Source organism: Streptomyces pilosus (genome assembly GCF_014649835.1).
Lineage (GTDB): Bacteria > Actinomycetota > Actinomycetes > Streptomycetales > Streptomycetaceae > Streptomyces > Streptomyces pilosus.
Genome location: NZ_BMTU01000011.1, coordinates 168,034 through 185,526, shown reverse-complemented (window position 1 = coordinate 185,526; position 17,493 = coordinate 168,034). Strand labels below are relative to the sequence as shown.

16 protein-coding genes are annotated in these 17,493 nt (G+C 74.3%); 13 read left to right on the top strand and 3 right to left on the bottom strand.

What is annotated here, in order from left to right:
• Positions 1 to 37: 37 nt before the first annotated feature.
• Positions 38 to 535 (top strand): GNAT family N-acetyltransferase, encoded by a 498-nt coding sequence (locus IE118_RS25105; protein ID WP_189560374.1) that lies wholly within the window; start codon positions 38 to 40, stop codon positions 533 to 535.
• Here IE118_RS25105 and IE118_RS25100 read toward each other — a convergent pair whose 3' ends face one another.
• Positions 536 to 976 (bottom strand): hypothetical protein, encoded by a 441-nt coding sequence (locus IE118_RS25100; protein ID WP_189560300.1) that lies wholly within the window; start codon positions 974 to 976, stop codon positions 536 to 538. It abuts the gene before it with no gap.
• A gap of 1 nt (position 977) precedes the next feature.
• Positions 978 to 1,337, bottom strand: a complete 360-nt coding sequence (locus IE118_RS25095) for a hypothetical protein (protein ID WP_189560299.1) — start codon at positions 1,335 to 1,337, stop codon at positions 978 to 980.
• Positions 1,338 to 1,464: 127 nt separating this feature from the next.
• On the opposite strand from IE118_RS25095, the gene IE118_RS25090 reads away from it, so the two are divergent.
• The 9 genes from IE118_RS25090 to IE118_RS25050 all read left to right on the top strand — a co-directional run bounded on the left by IE118_RS25090 (position 1,465) and on the right by IE118_RS25050 (position 13,778).
• Positions 1,465 to 2,115, top strand: a complete 651-nt coding sequence (locus tag IE118_RS25090; RefSeq protein ID WP_189560298.1) for an HAD family hydrolase — start codon at positions 1,465 to 1,467, stop codon at positions 2,113 to 2,115.
• A gap of 397 nt (positions 2,116 to 2,512) precedes the next feature.
• Positions 2,513 to 3,550 (top strand): methionine ABC transporter ATP-binding protein, encoded by a 1,038-nt coding sequence (locus IE118_RS25085; RefSeq protein WP_189560297.1) that lies wholly within the window; start codon positions 2,513 to 2,515, stop codon positions 3,548 to 3,550.
• Positions 3,547 to 4,284, top strand: a complete 738-nt coding sequence (locus IE118_RS25080) for a methionine ABC transporter permease (protein WP_189560296.1) — start codon at positions 3,547 to 3,549, stop codon at positions 4,282 to 4,284. The genes IE118_RS25085 and IE118_RS25080 overlap by 4 nt, the downstream gene beginning before the upstream one ends.
• A gap of 67 nt (positions 4,285 to 4,351) precedes the next feature.
• On the top strand, positions 4,352 to 5,179 hold the full coding sequence (locus IE118_RS25075; protein ID WP_189560295.1) for a MetQ/NlpA family ABC transporter substrate-binding protein: 828 nt from the start codon (positions 4,352 to 4,354) through the stop codon (positions 5,177 to 5,179).
• Positions 5,180 to 5,312: 133 nt separating this feature from the next.
• Positions 5,313 to 5,951, top strand: coding sequence for a GNAT family N-acetyltransferase (locus IE118_RS25070; protein ID WP_189560294.1), 639 nt, complete (start codon positions 5,313 to 5,315; stop codon positions 5,949 to 5,951).
• A gap of 132 nt (positions 5,952 to 6,083) precedes the next feature.
• Positions 6,084 to 7,295 carry a precorrin-6y C5,15-methyltransferase (decarboxylating) subunit CbiE gene (gene cbiE, locus IE118_RS25065; protein ID WP_189560293.1) on the top strand — a complete coding sequence of 404 codons (1,212 nt, stop codon included), beginning with the start codon at positions 6,084 to 6,086 and terminating at the stop codon, positions 7,293 to 7,295.
• A 370-nt stretch (positions 7,296 to 7,665) separates the two neighbouring features.
• Positions 7,666 to 11,466, top strand: a complete 3,801-nt coding sequence (gene cobT, locus IE118_RS25060) for a nicotinate-nucleotide--dimethylbenzimidazole phosphoribosyltransferase (RefSeq protein ID WP_189560292.1) — start codon at positions 7,666 to 7,668, stop codon at positions 11,464 to 11,466.
• A gap of 262 nt (positions 11,467 to 11,728) precedes the next feature.
• Positions 11,729 to 12,961, top strand: a complete 1,233-nt coding sequence (gene cobA / locus IE118_RS25055; RefSeq protein ID WP_189560291.1) for a uroporphyrinogen-III C-methyltransferase — start codon at positions 11,729 to 11,731, stop codon at positions 12,959 to 12,961.
• A gap of 1 nt (position 12,962) precedes the next feature.
• Positions 12,963 to 13,778 carry a TrmH family RNA methyltransferase gene (locus tag IE118_RS25050; protein WP_189560290.1) on the top strand — a complete coding sequence of 272 codons (816 nt, stop codon included), beginning with the start codon at positions 12,963 to 12,965 and terminating at the stop codon, positions 13,776 to 13,778.
• 91 nt (positions 13,779 to 13,869) lie between these two features.
• Here IE118_RS25050 and IE118_RS25045 read toward each other — a convergent pair whose 3' ends face one another.
• The gene (locus tag IE118_RS25045) at positions 13,870 to 15,150 is read right to left on the bottom strand and encodes a serine/threonine-protein kinase (RefSeq protein WP_189560289.1); all 1,281 of its coding nucleotides are present in this window, start codon (positions 15,148 to 15,150) and stop codon (positions 13,870 to 13,872) included.
• 195 nt (positions 15,151 to 15,345) lie between these two features.
• Between IE118_RS25045 and IE118_RS25040 the strand changes: the two genes are divergently transcribed.
• The 3 genes from IE118_RS25040 (at position 15,346) to IE118_RS25030 (ending at position 17,407) form a co-directional block, all read left to right on the top strand.
• Positions 15,346 to 15,621: a DUF8836 family protein gene (locus tag IE118_RS25040; RefSeq protein ID WP_189560288.1), complete on the top strand. Its 276-nt coding sequence runs from the start codon at positions 15,346 to 15,348 to the stop codon at positions 15,619 to 15,621.
• A 197-nt stretch (positions 15,622 to 15,818) separates the two neighbouring features.
• The gene (locus IE118_RS25035) at positions 15,819 to 15,998 is read left to right on the top strand and encodes a hypothetical protein (RefSeq protein WP_189560287.1); all 180 of its coding nucleotides are present in this window, start codon (positions 15,819 to 15,821) and stop codon (positions 15,996 to 15,998) included.
• A 410-nt stretch (positions 15,999 to 16,408) separates the two neighbouring features.
• Positions 16,409 to 17,407, top strand: coding sequence for a phosphotransferase (locus IE118_RS25030; protein WP_189560286.1), 999 nt, complete (start codon positions 16,409 to 16,411; stop codon positions 17,405 to 17,407).
• The last annotated feature ends 86 nt before the right edge of the window (positions 17,408 to 17,493 follow it).

Here is a 17,493-nt window from a genome sequence, read left to right as displayed (position 1 = left end):
GACGACAGGTGATCAGGTGAGCGGGAGGCGTGCGCACATGGGCATGAGCGTGACCATCTCTGCGGCGGCCGAGCAGGACGCGGAGCAGATCTTCAGGTTGCAGTACCTGTGCTTCCAGAGCGAAGCGGCCCTCTACGGCAACTACCGCATCGACCCCCTCGTCCAGACCCTCGACTCGGTGCGCCGGGAGGTCGCCGCCGACTGCGTCGTCGTCGCGCGGCTCGGCGACGAGATCGTCGGCTCGGTGCACGGCAGGATCACCGAGGACGGCGCCGCCGCGATCGGCAAGCTCTGCGTGCATCCCCGCCTCCAGGGGCACGGCATCGGCGCCCGGCTGCTCAGGGCGGCGGAGTCCGCGCTCGCCGGTGAGCGCGGCGCCCGCACGTTCCGGCTGCACGCCGGGCACCGCAGCGAGAGCAACCTGCGGCTGTACAGCAAGGTCGGGTACCAGCGGGTCGGCACCTCCCAGGGCACCGACGGCGTCCCGATGATCGTGCTGGAGAAGGACGCGGAGGCGTTCGCCACCACCGCCTGATCAGGCCCCGGCCCGCCGGGGCCGCGCCGTGCGCAGCCAGTACACGGCGGTCAGGGGCAGCAGCACCGGGATGAACAGGTACCCCATCCCGTAGTCCGACCACACGGTCGCGTCCGGGAAGGCGGAGGGGTCCACCAGCGTCCAGGTGCCGACGGTCAGTACGCCCACGAGCTCGGCGGCGCAGCACACCAGCGCCGCCCTGCGGGCCGTCTCCCCGCCCCGCACCAGCGTGTACGTGATGAAGCCGTACACGACGCCGGCCAGCGCCGACAGCGTGTAGGCGAGCGGCGCCCGGTCGAACTCGGTGGCGATCTGGTACGCCGAACGCGACACCGCGCCGACGACCATCACCCCGTACAGCCACACCAGCAGCAGCCCCGGCCCGCCGATCAAACGCGTCCGGTGCGGCTCCCGCCGGGTCCTCTCCCGCGTCGCGGCCATGTCAGCCCCTCCAGATGTCGAAGAGCCGCACTTCGAGCACGGTGAGCACGACCCCGCTCGCGGCGACCGTCAGCGAACCCCAGCGGGAGCGCTCGCCCAGCGACAGGAGGCCGGCCGCCGGGACGCACGCGAACGAACCGAGCAGATACGCCACGAAGATCGTCGTGCCCTGCCCGGGCTCCTCGCCCCGGGCCAGTTGCACGATCCCGACGACCAGCTGCACCAGGGCCAGCAGCGTGACCACGGCCATCCCGATGAAGTGCCAGTCCTTCGTCGGCTGATCACGGTAGGCCGCCCACCCGCACCAGGCGGCGAGCAGCAGCGCGGCGACGGCGGTCGCCACCGTCAGGACGTCAAGCATGCCAGCGACTTTATTACGCCGTGCTGCACCGGCCGCGCCCGGCCCCGGGAGCACCCGGGCGGGCGCCGTCCGCACCCGGCCGGGACCTCTGCCCGGTACGGCCCGCCGGGCCCGTAAGGTCGATGGCATGACCATCCATGCACAGGCCCTGCTGTTCGACAACGACGGAACCCTCGTCTCCTCCCTGCTGTCCGTGCAGCGCTGCTGGACCCGGTGGGCGGGGGAGTACGGCATCACCGCCGAGCAGTTCGGACGGGTCGAGCTGCACGGCCGGCCGGCCGCCGAGATAGCCGCCGACCTGCTGCCCGCCCACGTCGTGCCGGAGGCCGTCGCACGGATCGAGGACCTGGAGGTGGAGGACGTGCCCAACGGCGGCGTACACCTGCTTCCCGGCACGCGGGACTTCCTCGGCGCGCTGCCCGCCGAGCGCTGGGCCGTGGTCACCTCCGCCACCCGGCGGCTCGCCGAGGCCCGCCTCGACGCCGTCGGGATCCTGCCCAAGACCCTGATCGCCGCCGACGACATCACCCGCGGCAAGCCCGACCCCGAGCCCTACCTCCTCGCCGCCCGCGTGCTCGGCGTCGACCCCGCCCACTGCGTCGTCTTCGAGGACGCCCCGGCCGGGCTCCAGGCGGGCCGCGCCGCGGGCATGACGACCGTGGCCTTGGCCACAACCCACCAGGCCCACGAACTCACCGCCGACCTCGTCGTCGAGGACCTCTCGGCCTTGTCCGCGCTGGTCACCGACGGGGGAGTGGAGATCGCCGTACGCCCCTGACGTGCGCGCACGGCTGTCCACGGCTGTCCACTATACGGACAGCCGTGTCCGGTCAGGAGCGAACCTCTGCTTTACTGGCCGCATGACCACGACGAGCGACCGCATCCCTGCGACCGAGGCGACCACCACGCCCGGTGCTCGTTGTATGTGTCCGTGCCGAATGCGCGCCTTCTAGAGGGCCCCCGCACCACCTGAGCCTCGCGCCCCGAAGCGAGAGCCGGCCCATGTCCGCGCCCGTGCCCCGCACCCGCGACTGAGCCACGCCCCCGCGCGTACGTGTCCCGGCGGTCTCCGCCGCCGCGCCCCGCCACGTGCCGCTCCGGCTGCTTTCGACCCTGATTGCCTCGTGCCCGGTGCTCCCTGAGCCGCCGCGCACTCGACAGTGACGGATACCCACGTGATCACCACCTCCGGCCTGACCAAGGTCTACCGCTCACGCGGTCGCGAGGTCACCGCCCTGGACGGCGTAGACCTGCACGTCCGCGAAGGCGAGGTCTACGGCGTCATCGGCCAGTCCGGTGCCGGCAAGTCCTCCCTCATCCGCTGCGTCAACCTCCTGGAGCGCCCCACCGCCGGCACGGTGAGCGTGGCCGGCCAGGACCTCACCGCCCTCGCCGGACGCGGTCCGCGCGCCGGCCGGGAACTGCGCCGGGCACGCAGCCGGATCGGCATGGTCTTCCAGCACTTCAACCTGCTGTCCACGCGCACCGTGCAGGACAACGTCGAACTGCCCCTGGAGATCCTCGGCACGTCCGGGAAGGAACGTTCCCGCAAGGCGCTGGAACTGCTCGACCTGGTCGGTCTCGCCGACAAGGCCAAGGCGTACCCCGCCCAGCTGTCCGGCGGCCAGAAGCAGCGCGTCGGCATCGCCCGCGCCCTGGCCGGCGACCCCAAGGTGCTGCTCTCCGACGAGGCGACCAGCGCCCTCGACCCCGAGACCACCCGCTCGATCCTCCAGCTCCTGCGCGACCTCAACCGCCAGCTCGGACTCACCGTCCTGCTCATCACGCACGAGATGGACGTCGTGAAGCAGATCTGCGACTCGGCCGCCCTCATGGACCGGGGCCGCATCGTGGAGTCCGGCACGGTCAGCGACCTGCTGGCCACCCCCGGCTCCGAACTCGCCTCCGCGCTCTTCCCGGTCGGCGGCGAGGCCTCCGGCGACGACCGCACCGTCCTCGATGTCACCTTCCACGGCGACAGCGCGACCCAGCCGGTCATCTCCCAGCTCTCGCGCACCTACAACATCGACATATCGATCCTCGGCGCCGCCATCGACACCGTCGGCGGCCTCCAGGTCGGCCGGATGCGCATCGAACTGCCCGGCCGCTACGAGGACAACGTCGTCCCCATCGGCTTCCTGCGCGAACAGGGCCTGCAGATCGACGTGCTGAACCGGGAACAGCCCGCACTGGTGAAGGAGACGGCCAAGTGACCTGGTCCCAGATGCAGCCCCTGCTCGAACAGGCGTGTATCGAGACGCTGATCATGGTCGGCTGGTCCACCCTGATCGCCGTCGCCGGCGGCCTCCCGCTCGGCATCCTGCTCGTCCTCACCGACCGGCACGGACTCCTGCAGAACACCGTGGTCAACAAGGTCATCGGGCAGATCGTGAACATCGGCCGCTCGATGCCGTTCATCATCCTCATGGTCGCCCTGACCAGCTTCACCCGCTGGGTCACCGGCACGTCCATCGGCAGCGAGGCCGCGATCGTGCCGCTCGCCATCAGCGGCATCCCGTTCTTCGCCCGCCTCGTGGAGACGGCCGTCCGCGAAGTCGACCACGGGCTCGTCGAGGCCGTGCAGTCCATGGGCGGCAACACCTGGACGATCGTCCGCAAGGTCCTCGTGCCCGAAGCACTGCCCTCCCTGATCGCCAGCACCACCACCACGGTCATCGCCCTCATCGGCTACTCCGCCATGGCCGGCGCCGTGGGCGGCGGCGGCCTCGGCGACTTCGCCGTCCGCTACGGCTACCAGCGCTTCGACAGCGAACTGATGTGGATCACCGTCGCGATCCTCGCCGTCGTCATCTCGGTCATCCAGTTCGCCGGCGACTTCGCGGCCCGTGCCCTGCACCGGCGGGGCGCCCGCTCCGGCCCGGGCCCCAGGCTGCGCCTGCTGAAGGCCGGGGGCCCGGCCGCGGGCGACGTCGGCAAGGTCGCCTGACACCCCCTCCCCAGACTCCCCGTGCTCCTCGCCACGGGGTCGCACCACCCAAGGAAAGGCACTTTTCGTGCGTAACACCGCCAAGATCGCCACCGCTGTCCTCGCCACCGGAGCCCTCACCCTCGGCCTCACCGCCTGCGGCGCCGACGACGACGCCGCCTCCGACACCTCCGGCCCGCTGATCGTCGCCGCGAGCCCCGTGCCCCACGCCGAGATCCTGACCTTCGTCAAGGACAACCTCGCGGAGAAGGCCGGCCTCGACCTCGAGGTCAAGGAGTTCACCGACTACGTCACTCCGAACACCGCGACGGAGGACGGCTCGGTCGGCGCCAACTTCTTCCAGACCCAGCCCTACCTCGACGACTTCAACAAGAAGAACGGCACGCACATCGTGTCCGTCGTCGACGTGCACCTGGAGCCGCTGGGCCTCTACTCCGACAAGGTCGGCAAGGCCGAGGAGCTGAAGAAGGGCGCGACCGTCGCGATCCCCAACGACACCGTCAACGAGGGCCGCGCGCTCCAGCTGCTCGCCGCCAACGGCCTGATCACCCTCAAGGACGGCGTCGGCACCGCGGCCACCCCGGCGGACATCACCAAGAACCCCAAGGACCTGAAGTTCAAGGAGCTGGAGGCGGCCCAGACGCCCCGCTCCCTGGAGGACGTCGACGCGGCGGTCGTCAACGGCAACTACGCCATCGAGGCCGACCTGAAGCCCGCCGAGGACGCCCTGGTCCTGGAGGCCGCCGAGAACAACCCGAACAACAACCTCCTCGCCGTCAAGGAGGGCCAGGAGGACGACCCGCGCGTGAAGAAGCTCGCCGAGCTCCTCACCTCCCCCGAGGTGAAGAAGTTCATCGAGGACAAGTACGCCGGTTCCGTGCTCGCCTCCTTCTGATCCGGCGCACCCCGCCACCCACGGGGGCCACTCCGCTGCGCGGAGTGGCCCCCGTGGTGCGCTCCGGTGCTTTCATGCTGCATGCTGGGCAGTTCAGCGGTATCCGACGGTCTCTCAGGTTACGGAGCGGCGCATGACGAGCACCTTCCCCGACATCTCCATCAGCACGGAGCGGTTGGTGCTGCGTCCCCTCGACACGGACGACGTCCCCGCCCTCGCCGCCATGATGAACGACGAACAGGTCACCGCCTGGACCGACGCCCCCCACCCCTTCACCGAGGACAGCGCCCGCACCTGGATCACCCGGGAGGCCCCCGCCCTGCGCGCCTCCGGCCGCGGACTCGTCCTCGCCGTCACCGAGTTCCTCACCCAGCGCCTGGTCGGCGTCATCCGGCTCGGCGGGACCGACTGGCAGGTGCGGTCCACCGAACTGTCCTACATCGTCGCCCCCTGGGCACGCGGCGAGGGCTACGCCTCCGAGGCCGCCCTCGCCACCGCCCAGTGGCTCTTCGGCGACCAGAGACTCCAGCGCGTCGAGCTGCGCACGGCCGCCGACAACACCGCCGCCCAGCAGGTCGCGCAGAAGATCGGCTGCATCAGCGAGGGCGTGCTGCGCGGCGCCTGCATAGCCCGGGCCCGCACCGAGGACGGCGGGTGGAGCCACGTGCGCACCGACTACATCGTCTGGAGCCTGCTGCCCGAGGACGTCGAGGGCGCGGACGGCCAACTGGCCGACAGCACCGGCTTCTCCAGCTACCCCGACTGGAACTGACACCCCCACCGGCTTCCCGCCGCGAGCCGCACCCCCGCAGCGGCCGGCGACCGCACCGGGTAACCTCAGCAGACCGCCCCGAGGGCGGAACCGCCGACGACGACCCGCGCAGACCCCTGGAGACTGACAACGATGGCCGACCGGGTCACGGTGATCGGCTGGGACGGCTCGCCGCTGACCGCAGCGGCCCGCGCCGCGCTGGGCGCCGCCACACTGGTGGCCGGCGCCGCCCACCACCTGGCACTCCCCGAGGTGCCCCCCGGGGCGGAACGCCTCCGGCTCGGCTCCGTCGCCCTCGCCGCCCGCCGCGTCGCCGCCCACCGCGGCACGGCCGTCGTCCTCGCCGACGGCGACCCCGGCTTCTTCGGCGTCGTACGGACCCTGCGCGCACCCGAGTTCGGCCTGGAGGTCGAAGTGGTGCCGGCCGTCTCCTCGGTCGCCGCCGCCTTCGCCCGCGCCGGCATGCCCTGGGACGACGCCCACGTGGTGGTCGCCCACTCGCGCACCCTGCGCCGCGCGGTGAACGTGTGCCGGGCCCACACCAAGGTCGCGGTGCTCACCTCACCCGGCGCCGGCCCCGCCGAACTGGGCCTGCTCATGGAGGGGGTCCACCGCACCTTCGTCGTCTGCGAGGAACTCGGCACCCCGCGCGAACAGGTCAGCGTGGTCACCTCCGACAAGGCCGCCGACCACACCTGGCGCGACCCCAACGTCGTCATCGTCATCGGCGGGCGGGCCGCGGGCGGCGACGCCGGCGGCTGGATCGCCGGACGCGACCCCTCGGCCGGCCCGCGCGGCTGGACGCTGCCCGCCGAGGAGTACGGCGGGGGACTCGGCGAGGGCGAGCGGGAACCCCTGCGCACCGCCCAACTCGCCCGCCTCGGACCGCGCCTCGGCGACCTCGTCTGGGACATCGGCTGCGGCAGCGGCGCCTTCGCCACCGACGCCGCCCGGGCCGGCGCCGCCGTCATCGCCGTCGACAGCGACCCGGACGCCTGCGCCCGCACCGACTCCACCGCCCGCCGGCAGGGGGTCCAGCTCCAGATCGTCCACGGCACCGCGCCCCACGTACTGGAGGACCTGCCCGAACCGGACGTCGTCCGGGTCGGCGGCGGGGGAGCGGCCGTGGTCTCCGCGGTCGCCGACCGCCGCCCGCAGCGGATCGTCGCGCACGCCGCGACCCGGGACGCGGCCGAACTCATCGGCCGGGACCTGACGGAACACGGCTACCGGGTCGAGTGCGCGCTGCTGCAGTCCCTCGAACTCGACACCCGGGCCTGGACGGAGAAGGAGCGGAGCGTCGCGTTCCTGCTCAGCGGGGTGCTGCCCGCTCGCGGCAAGTGATCCGATTGCCGTCCCCGTGATCGGATTGTCCGACCGCGCGGGGTAGGCTGGCCGATCGTTGTACCGCACCCGGACACCCGGCGCTTCGTCGTTCAATGTCCGGAGACCGCGCCCGTTTTGGGGTGGGTCGTGGTACGGCAGACAACCGGAGGACGCGCAACGTGGCGCAGTCCACAGCGGAACCGTCGCCGATCAAGCTGACGCGACGGCCGTGCGGCCGCGACAATGCCAGTGAATGGCTTTGTCGCCTTTTTCGGGCGGGCCGTTCGTGCCGCTGGGGACGCACGCTCGTTCTTCAGTGTGGGGCGGTCGGTGCGCCGTTCCGGGTGAGCTGGTCGTAGGAGCACTAACCGATGGGCGAGGGGTACGCATGACCGACACCGGCCAGGTCCCGGGCGAGGGACTGCCGGAGAACGCAGGCATGGTGGAGCAGCCGGGCGTCCCCGCGCCCGACGCGTACACCTACCTCTCCGACAGTCCCGCCGAGGACGAAGACCTGCTGCTGCCGGGCGCCCAGGGCGCCTGGGGCAACGAGATCGCTCCGCCCGCGCCCGAACCGGTCGTCGAGACGGTGCACGAGCCCGGACCGCACGAGACGGCGGGCCGCGACACCGGCTCGGTCGACCTCGGCGGCGTCCGGCTCCCCGACCCGGGCCGGCCGCAGGCCGCGCCGGCCGCGCCGCGCCGCCCGCTGCACCTCGGCCCGCCCATCCCCGACGTCTCCGCGAGCCCGGTCCGCTCCCTCGCCGACCGCGGCCCCGCCGACCTCCCGGCCCGCCAGGCGGGCCCGCCGACCCTCGGCCCCGAGTACCTCGACGTCCCGCGCGCCCGGGAGGCGACGGCACCGCAGGCCGCGGCCCCCTGGGGCGCGCAGCCCGCGGTGGGCGCGGGGGCGCCGGCCGCGGAAACCGTCGTCCCGCAGGCGGAGCCCGCGGGCTCGGCAGGCGCCGCCCAGGCCGTCGTCACCCCCGTCGTCGCCACGGAGGCGTTCGCGGTGGGGGACACCGAGGGTGCGGGCATCCCCGTCGGCGGCGACACCGCGCCGGAGCACACGGCGACGGCGCCCGAGACGGCGACGGCGCCCGAGACGGCCACGGTGCCCGAGGTGCCGGAGGCCCCCGAGGTGCCGGAGGTGCCCGAGCTGCCGGAGATGCCCGGCGTCGCGGCGGTTCCCGAGGTTCCGGTGGCTTTCGAGGCCCCGGACGCGGGGGAGCCCGTACCGGCCTTCGCGCCGGAGCAGGGGGATCCGGCCGAGCCGTCGGAGCAGGCCGCCCCGGTGAGCGTGCCGCCCGCGGAGGACGCCGCTCCCGCACCCGCACAGGGTTTCGAGGCGCCGCCGATCGCCGAGGCCCCGGTCGCGGACGCCCCCGCGCCGGAACCCGAACCCGTGTCGGACACCGCCGGACACCTTTGGGCGCCGCAGGCCGTCGAGGCCCCGGACGCGGCCGTCGAGGCCCCGGACGCGGCCGTCGAGGCCCCGGACGCGGCCGTCGAGGCCCCGGACGCGGACGTCGCGGCTCCGGATGCCGGCGCCGCGGCCGAGGACGCCCCGGTCGCCGCGGAGCCGGTGACCGACGCGGTACCGGATGCCGCAACGCCCGGGCCGGCCCAGGAGATCCACCCCGTTCAGGCGCCGGGCGCCGGGGCCACGGGCCCGGAGACGTATCCGGCCGCCGTGGCGTCCGAGCCGCCCGCCCCGGCGATCGAGGAACCGCACCCCCTCCCGGCGCCGGACGCGGACGCCGCCGGAGCGGACCCGGCCCACGCCGCGCAGACGCCGCAGACCGTCCAGGAACCGGCCGCCGACGCCGTCGCGGCGGAGTACGCGCCGGCCGCCGAGGCACCGGCCGCCCCGGACGTACCGTCCACGGAGCCCGCCGCGCCGCAGACCGCGGCGGTGCCCGGCACCGGAACCGCCGGGGACCTCCCCGGGACGCCCGCCGCCCCGGACCCCGCCCTGTCCGCCCCCGCCGCACCCGCCGCGGAGCCCGGTCCGCCGCAGACGGCCGCGACGGACGGTGTCCCGGCCGCCCCGGAAGCCGCAACCACCCATGACGCCCCGCCCGGGGGGGTCCCCGGCGCCGCACCGGTGCCGTCCCCGCCCCCGGCCGCCGGGATCACGGAGGCGCCCCCCGCCGTCGACGGGACGCCCGACGCCCCCGAGGCGCCGGCTCCGGCGGAGCCCGTCCAGGGCCCCCAGCAGACCCCCGCCGCCCTCCTCGCACCTCAGCCGGAGCAGCCCCGGGGCGGGCCCGTCGCCGTGGCCGACGCCGTCCCCGCCCCGACGCCGCCGCAGGGCGTCGGCGTCCCGGCCGCGGAGCACGACGAGCCCGTCGCCGTACCCGCCGGCGCCGGCGCCGCACCCGCGCAGGACCCGGACGACCTGGACACCCGGGGCGCGGGCGCGGGCACGGAACCGGAAACGGCTCCGGCCGCAGGTCCGGCCGCCCCCGGCTACGACGACGCCGAGCGCGAGGCCGTGCTGAAGGTCATGCGCGAGCGGCGGGACATCCGCAACGGCTTCCGCAACGACCCCATCCCGCACGAGGTGCTGCTGCGCGTCCTGGAGGCCGCCCACACCGCGCCCTCCGTCGGCCACTCGCAGCCCTGGGACTTCGTCGTCATCCGCTCCGCCGAGACCCGGCGCAGCATGCACGAACTGGCCATGCGCCAGCGCGACGCCTACGCCAAGTCCCTCCCCAAGGGCCGGGCCAAGCAGTTCAAGGCCCTGAAGATCGAGGCCATCCTCGACACCCCGGTCAACATCGTCGTCACCGCCGACCCCACCCGCGGCGGCCGGCACACCCTGGGCCGCCACACCCAGCCGCAGATGGCCCCCTACTCGTCCGCGCTCGCCGTGGAGAACCTCTGGCTCGCCGCCCGCGCCGAAGGGCTCGGCGTCGGCTGGGTCAGCTTCTTCGACGAGCGCGAGATGGTCCGCGCGCTGGGGCTCCCCGAGCACCTGGAGGTCGTGGCCTACCTGTGCGTCGGCTACGTCGACGAGTTCCCGGACGAGCCCGAACTGGCGCAGGCCGGCTGGTCGAAGCGCCGCCCCCTGTCCTGGGTGGTGCACGAGGAGACGTACGGGCGTCGCGCCCTGCCCGGAGAGGACCCCCACGACCTGCTTGCCGAGACCGTCGCGCAGATCCGCCCGCTGGACGCCAAGGCGCTCGGCGAGGCCTGGGAGCGCCAGAAGCGCATGACCAAGCCCGCCGGGGCACTCGGCATGCTGGAGATCATCTCCGCCCAGCTGTCCGGCCTGTCCCGCCAGTGCCCGCCGCCCATCCCGGAACCCGCGGCCGTCGCGATCTTCGCCGGTGACCACGGCGTGCACGCCCAGGGCGTCACCCCCTGGCCGCAGGAGGTCACCGCCCAGATGGTGGCCAACTTCCTCGGCGGGGGAGCGGTCTGCAACGCCTTCGCCACCCAGGTGGGCGCCGAGGTCTGCATCGTCGACGTGGGCGTCTCCGCCGACCTGCCGGCCACCCCCGGTCTGCTGCCGCGCAAGATCCGCGCCGGTACCTCCGACATGACCACCGGTCCCGCGATGACCCGCGAGGAGGCCAAACAGGCCGTCGAGGTCGGCATCGAGACCGCCCGCGACCTGGTGGCGGCCGGCAACAAGGCCCTGCTCACCGGTGAGATGGGCATCGCGAACACCACCGCGTCCGCCGCCCTCATCTCCGTCTTCACCGGCGCCGACCCGGCCGAGGTCACCGGCCGCGGCACCGGGATCAACGACGAGACGCTCGTGCGCAAGACCGACGTGGTGCGCCGCGCCCTCGAACTGCACCAGCCGGACCCGGCCGACCCGCTCGGCGTCCTCGCCGCCGTGGGCGGCTTCGAACACGCCGCCATGGTCGGCCTCCTCCTCGGCGGCGCGTCGCTGCGCACGCCGGTGATCCTGGACGGCGTCAGCGCCGGCGCCGCCGCCCTGGTGGCCCGGGCCATCGCCCCCGAGGTCCTGGCCGCCTGCATCGCGGGCCACCGCAGTGCCGAGCCCGGCCACGTGGCCGCCCTCAACACCCTCGGGCTGCGCCCCCTGGTCGACCTCGACCTTCGCCTCGGCGAGGGTACGGGCGCGCTGCTGGCGCTCCCCCTGGTCCAGAGCACGGCCCGGGCCATGCACGAGGTGGCGACGTTCGACTCGGCCGGGGTGACCGAGAAGTAGCCCGGACGGCTGTGCGCTCCCCGTTCCTCCCCCAGTACCTCAAGGGTCTGGGTGGTACCCCCGGGCGGAACGGGCGGGCACGGCCGTCCACCCGCACGTGCGGGGCCGGGGGCGGTCTCACCGTCCCCGGAAGGGGCGGGCCGGGAAAACACCCCACCCACCCCGGCCCCCACCGCGGGCGCGCTTAAAATCCCCCCGTCAGGCCCGCTCCAAAGCCGCAGCGTGCCCGCTGACCCCCCGCTTGTCCGAGGAGCCCCACCTGATGGCCGAACACCCCGCCTACCCCGTAGGCCTCCGCCTCGCCGGCCGCCGGATCGTCGTCCTCGGCGGCGGCCAGGTCGCCCAGCGCCGCCTCCCCGCCCTGATCGCCGCCGGCGCCGACATCCACCTCGTGTCCCCCGAGGCCACCCCCTCCGTGGAGGCCATGGCGGACGCAGGTGAGATCACCTGGCACCGGCGCCCCTACGCCGAGGGCGACCTCGCGGCCGCCTGGTACGCCCTCATCGCCACCAGCGACACCGAGGCGAACAACAGGGCCTCCGCCGAGGCGGAGGCGCACCGCGTGTGGTGCGTCCGCTCGGACGACGCCGACGCGGCGACGGCGTGGACCCCGGCCACCGGCACCAGCGAGGGCGTCACGGTGGCCGTCCTCACCACGGACGCACGCGACCGCGACCCGCGCCACACCGCCGCCGTCCGCGACGCAGTGGTCGAGGGCCTGCGCGACGGCACGCTCGTCGCGCCGCACCACCGCACCCGCACGCCGGGCGTCGCCCTCGTCGGCGGCGGCCCCGGCGACCCCGACCTGATCACCGTGCGCGGCCGCCGCCTGCTCGCCGAGGCCGACGTCGTCATCGCCGACCGGCTCGGCCCGCGCGACCTGCTCGCCGAACTCCCGCCGCACGTCGAGGTGATCGACGCCGCGAAGATCCCCTACGGCCGGTTCATGGCCCAGGAGGCCATCAACAACGCGCTGATCGAACACGCCAAGCAGGGCAAGTCGGTGGTCCGGCTCAAGGGCGGCGACCCCTACGTCTTCGGCCGGGGCATGGAGGAACTCCAGGCGCTCGCCGAGGCGGGCATCGCCTGCACCGTCGTCCCCGGCATCTCCAGCTCCATCTCCGTGCCCGGTGCCGCCGGCATTCCCGTCACCCACCGCGGGGTGGCGCACGAGTTCACCGTGGTCAGCGGCCATGTCGCCCCCGACGACGAACGCTCCCTCGTCGACTGGCCTGCCCTCGCCCGGCTGACCGGCACCCTCGTCGTCCTCATGGGCGTCGACAAGATCGGCCGGATCGCCGAGACGCTCGTCGCGCACGGCAGGTCCCCCGACACCCCCGTGGCCCTCGTCCAGGAGGGCACCACCGCCGCCCAGCGCCGCGTCGACGCCACCCTCGCCACCGTCGCCGAGACCGTCGTCGCCCAGCAGGTCAAGCCGCCGGCCGTCATCGTCATCGGCGAGGTCGTCGGCGTCGGCCCGCACGAGGCGGCCTGACATGGCCGAGCTCATCACCGTCACCGACCCCGGCGACCCCCGGCTGCACGACTACACCGGCCTGACCGACGTCGAACTGCGCCGCCGGCGCGAACCCGCGGAGGGCCTGTTCATCGCCGAGGGCGAGAAGGTCGTCCGGCGCGCCGGCGAAGCCGGCTACGCCATGCGCTCGATGCTGCTGTCGGCGAAGTGGGTCGACGTCATGCGGGACGTCATCGACCGCTCCGACGCCCCGGTGTACGTGGTGGAGCCCGCGCTCGCCGAGGAGGTCACCGGCTACCACGTGCACCGCGGCGCGCTCGCCTCCATGCAGCGCCGGCCCCTTCCCACGGCGGCCGGCGTGCTCCGCACCGCCCGCCGGGTCGTCGTCATGGAGTCCGTCAACGACCACACCAACATCGGCGCGATCTTCCGGTCGGCCGCCGCGCTCGGCATGGACGCCGTCCTGCTCTCACCGGACTGCGCCGACCCCCTGTACCGGCGCAGCGTGAAGGTGTCGATGGGGGCGGTGTTCTCCGTGCCGTACGCGCGGGTGGACACCTGGCCGCGCGGGCTGGAGGCGGTGGGCGAGGCCGGGTTCCGGCTGCTCGCGCTCACCCCCGGCGAGAAGGCCCGGCCCCTGGACGACGTGGCCGCGCACCGGATGGAACGGGTGGCGCTGATGCTCGGCGCGGAGGGCAGCGGCCTGTCCGCGCGGGCCCTCGCGGCCGCCGACGAGTGGGTCCGCATCCCGATGTCCCACGGTGTCGACTCCCTCAACGTGGGAGCCGCGGCCGCGGTCGCCTTCTACGCGGTGACCACGGGACGTCCGCGGTAGAAGGCTTTCGGGAGGCCCTCCGCGGGCGGGCGGCACGCGGCCGGGGCGCGCCCGCGCGAGCCGATCGGGCCCTGCCGCCGCCGTCGTGGCCTCAGCCCGGGCCCTGGCAGCCCTGCACCAGTGCGATGCCCAGCGCGACGACCAGCGTCACCACGACGAACACGAAGAGGCGCTGCCTGAGCAGCCGCGGATTGGCCGGCCGCAGACCGGTTCCGGTGGTCCGCGGTCCCGGACGGCGCGCACCGGTGCCGGACCGCGTGGTGTTCCGGGACGCGGGAGCGGGGCGCGATCCGCTCCGGGACGGCACGCCCCCGCGCGGGTTGCTGTCCCGCGCGGACCCGCCCCGTGCGGGTGGCCCGCCCCTGCTGCCCCGCACCGGGGAGGAACCGCTGTTCCTGGGCGCGGTACCGCGACCGCGCGGGGGCGGGGTCCCCGGTCCGCCCTGCCTGCGCCGGGCCCGCTCGGGATGGGTCTCCGCGAGGCGCCCGCCGGACCGGTCCGGCTCCGGGGCGCGCGGGGCGGGCGGGCGGACGTCGGCCAGGCCCTGGGCCTCCCGCGCGGCGATCTCCTTGAGCCGCAGCGACAGTTGCAGCGTGCTGGGCCGCTCGTCGGGGTTCTTGGCCAGGCAGGCGCGGACGAGCGGTGCCAACGCGTCGGGGACGCCGTGCAGCTGGGCCTCCTCGTGCACCACGCGGTACAGCATCACCTCCGAACTGCCGTGTCCGAAGGGGGAGTCGCCCATCGACGCGTAGGCGAGCGTGGCACCCAGCGAGAACACGTCCGTGGCCGGTGTGACGGCCGCCCCGCGCACCTGCTCCGGTGCGAGGAAGCCGGGCGAGCCGACCGCCGTGCCGACGTGGGTGAGCGTCGAGGCGCCGGTGGCCCAGGCGATGCCGAAGTCGATGATCCGCGGCCCCTTCGGGGACAGCAGGATGTTGGACGGCTTGAGGTCCCGGTGCACCACACCGGCCTCGTGCACGGCGACCAGCCCTTCCGAGAGGGCAGCGCCCACCGCCGCGACGTCGGCGGCCGGCAGCGGCCCCTCGCCGGCGACCTTGTCGTGCAGCGACGGGCCGGGCACGTACTGCGTGGCGAACCACGGCCGGTCCGCGTCCAGGTCGGCGGCCACCAGCCGGGCCGTACAGCCGCCGCGGATGCGCCGGGCCGCCGACACCTCCCGCGCGAACCGTGAACGGAACTCCTGGTCCTCCGCCAGATCCGGCCGGATGACCTTCAGCGCGACCCGCTGCCCCTTCTTGTCGGAGCCCAGGTAGACCACGCCCATCCCGCCCGCGCCGAGCCGTCGGTGAAGCCTGAAAGAGCCGACGACGCGCGGGTCCTCGCGCCTCAGGCGCATCATCGCCATGTTCATCCCCGCTGCCCGGTCCTGTGACGTGCCACAGCTTACGTTTCCACAGCGGCCCGTGCGCAGAGGCCGCGCCCTCTCGAACCGATCGATTGTCAGTGCCGGGTGGGAGACTTGAAGGGTGGTCAGGGGGCTGGCGGACAGGCCGGGTTCGCCCGCCGGATGATCCCAACCAACTGACGGTGAAGGGGGATTGATCGCGTGAAGGGTGACCGCGTGGAGATCGTCGTGGACGCCGGGGACACGACGCGCACGTACGAGGTGGTGGCGAGCAGGGCGGGACGCAGGGTGGAGACCGCGGTGCGCCGGGGGGTGGTCGAAGTGAGCGAAGTCACCCGTACCGGTGCGGTCGTACGAACGGCCCGTTTCATGGCGAACCGTGTGCTCGCACTGGTGGAACAGCCGGTGCCGCGGGAGGACGGATCGGAGAAACAGGGGCAGAGCGGGCGGCCCTTCGGGGATGACCCCGAGACCTAGGACTCCGTCTCCACCCAGGGGAGTACGGGGCAGGACGAGGCTCATCCTCCGGGAGGCCCGGCAATCGGTACGAGGGCATGACGCCCCGGCGGTGCCGGGCCCCTAGATTTGAGGTCAAGCGGCGGGTGCGGTACTCGTCCCCCGAGGTCAGACGCCCGCCGCTGCCAAAGTCAACAGAAACGGCCAGGAGAGGGACCATGGCGTACTCGGCACCGCGGACCGTCGTCCGCACGCGGGAACACGGTGAGAGCCGTCGCCACCCGCTGGTGGCGACGCTGATGGCCCTTCCTCTGGCGGTCCTGCTCCTTCTCGTCTTCGACGGGTGGGAGACGGTGGCCATACAGGCGTCGTCCGTGGGAGAGATGCTGGGGCGCTGAGCGGCGACCCCAGGCCCGGATGAGCGGTCCGGGCGGGGACATCCACCCATGAAACCCCGTGGGGACGGGGGTGCGGCGGACGGCAAGAATGCCGGCGCAGCTGGGGAGCTGCGCCGGCATTGCCCTTCCACCCCCAATCCTCCACGCCCCCTCCGCCACCTCCGCACGTCCCGTTTCCCAGCCGCCCTCCGCGCCCGCCCCTCCGCCGCCTCCGCGTCTCCCGCGCCCGCCACTCCACCGCCTCCGCGGGCAGTCGTGCCGCTGGGGCGGCACGGGTGGGCGCGACGGCACCCCGCAAGCGCCGGGCAGCGCGAACACCGCCGGCCCGCACCGACGCTCGGCACACCACAAGCACCGGGCTGCACAGCACCGGCACACGGCGCCCCACCAGCACCCCGTACCCTCGCCCCGTGCCCCCGGACCTCCTCCGCGCCCTGACAGCGCACGTCACGGCAACAGCCCACGCCCACGCCCGCGACAGCGTCAGCGTCAGCGACACAGAACGCCCCTGCCCCTGCCCCGCAGGAACCCTCACCGCCCGCGACGACACCACCGTCGTCCACCACGCCGGCACCGTCGCCAAAGCCCACGCCCCCGGCACCGACCGCGACCACCTCACCCCCCGCCTCGGCACCGCCGCCCACCTCCCCGGCATCCTCCTCCCCCCTCTCGCCCCGACGCCCGTCGACCTGCGCGGACGGCTCGTCACCCACTGGCCCCACGGCACCCCCGTGGACCCGGACGACCCCGACGCCGCCCCCTGGGAGGCCGCGGCCACCCTCCTCGCCCGCCTCCACCGCACTCCGCCCCCCGTCCCCGTGCCCCCCATGCGCGGCCCCGCGAAGGCCGCCCACGCCGTCGCCGCCCTCCGGGCCACCGCACCCGGCCACCCCGCCACCGCGCCGGTGCTGCACGCCTGGGCCACCCTCCCCGCCTGGGCCCGCGGCGTGGCCCCCATGCCCGACACCGCCACCCTCTGCCACGGGGACTTCCACCTCGGCCAGCTCGTACGCCCCCCGGCGGTGACCCCGACGCCCGCCCTCGCCCCCGCCCCCGCCCCCGCTCGCGAAGCCCCCTGGCTGCTGATCGACATCGACGACCTCGGCACCGGCGTCCCGGCGTGGGACCTGGCCCGCCCCGCTGCCTGGTACGCCTGCGGACTGCTCGCGCCCGACGAGTGGCACCGCTTCCTCACCGCCTACCGCACGGCCCGCGGACCGGCCGTACCGCCGGACGGCGACCCCTGGACCACGCTGGACGTGCCGGCGCGGGCCCTCACCGCGCAGACCGCGGCCCGTGCCGTGGCGAAGGCGGTCGCGGCGGACCGGCCGCTGGACGAGGTGGAGCGCTCGCTGGTCGACGCCTGCGCGCGCATGGAGGCCGTCCGGCCCTCGTCCCCGCCGGACTGAGCGGAAGTTCCGCGACGTAGGGTGCAACCGACCCGCGGCCGGACGGAGTCTGTCCTGGCGATACGCGAAGAGGGAACGACCGGCGA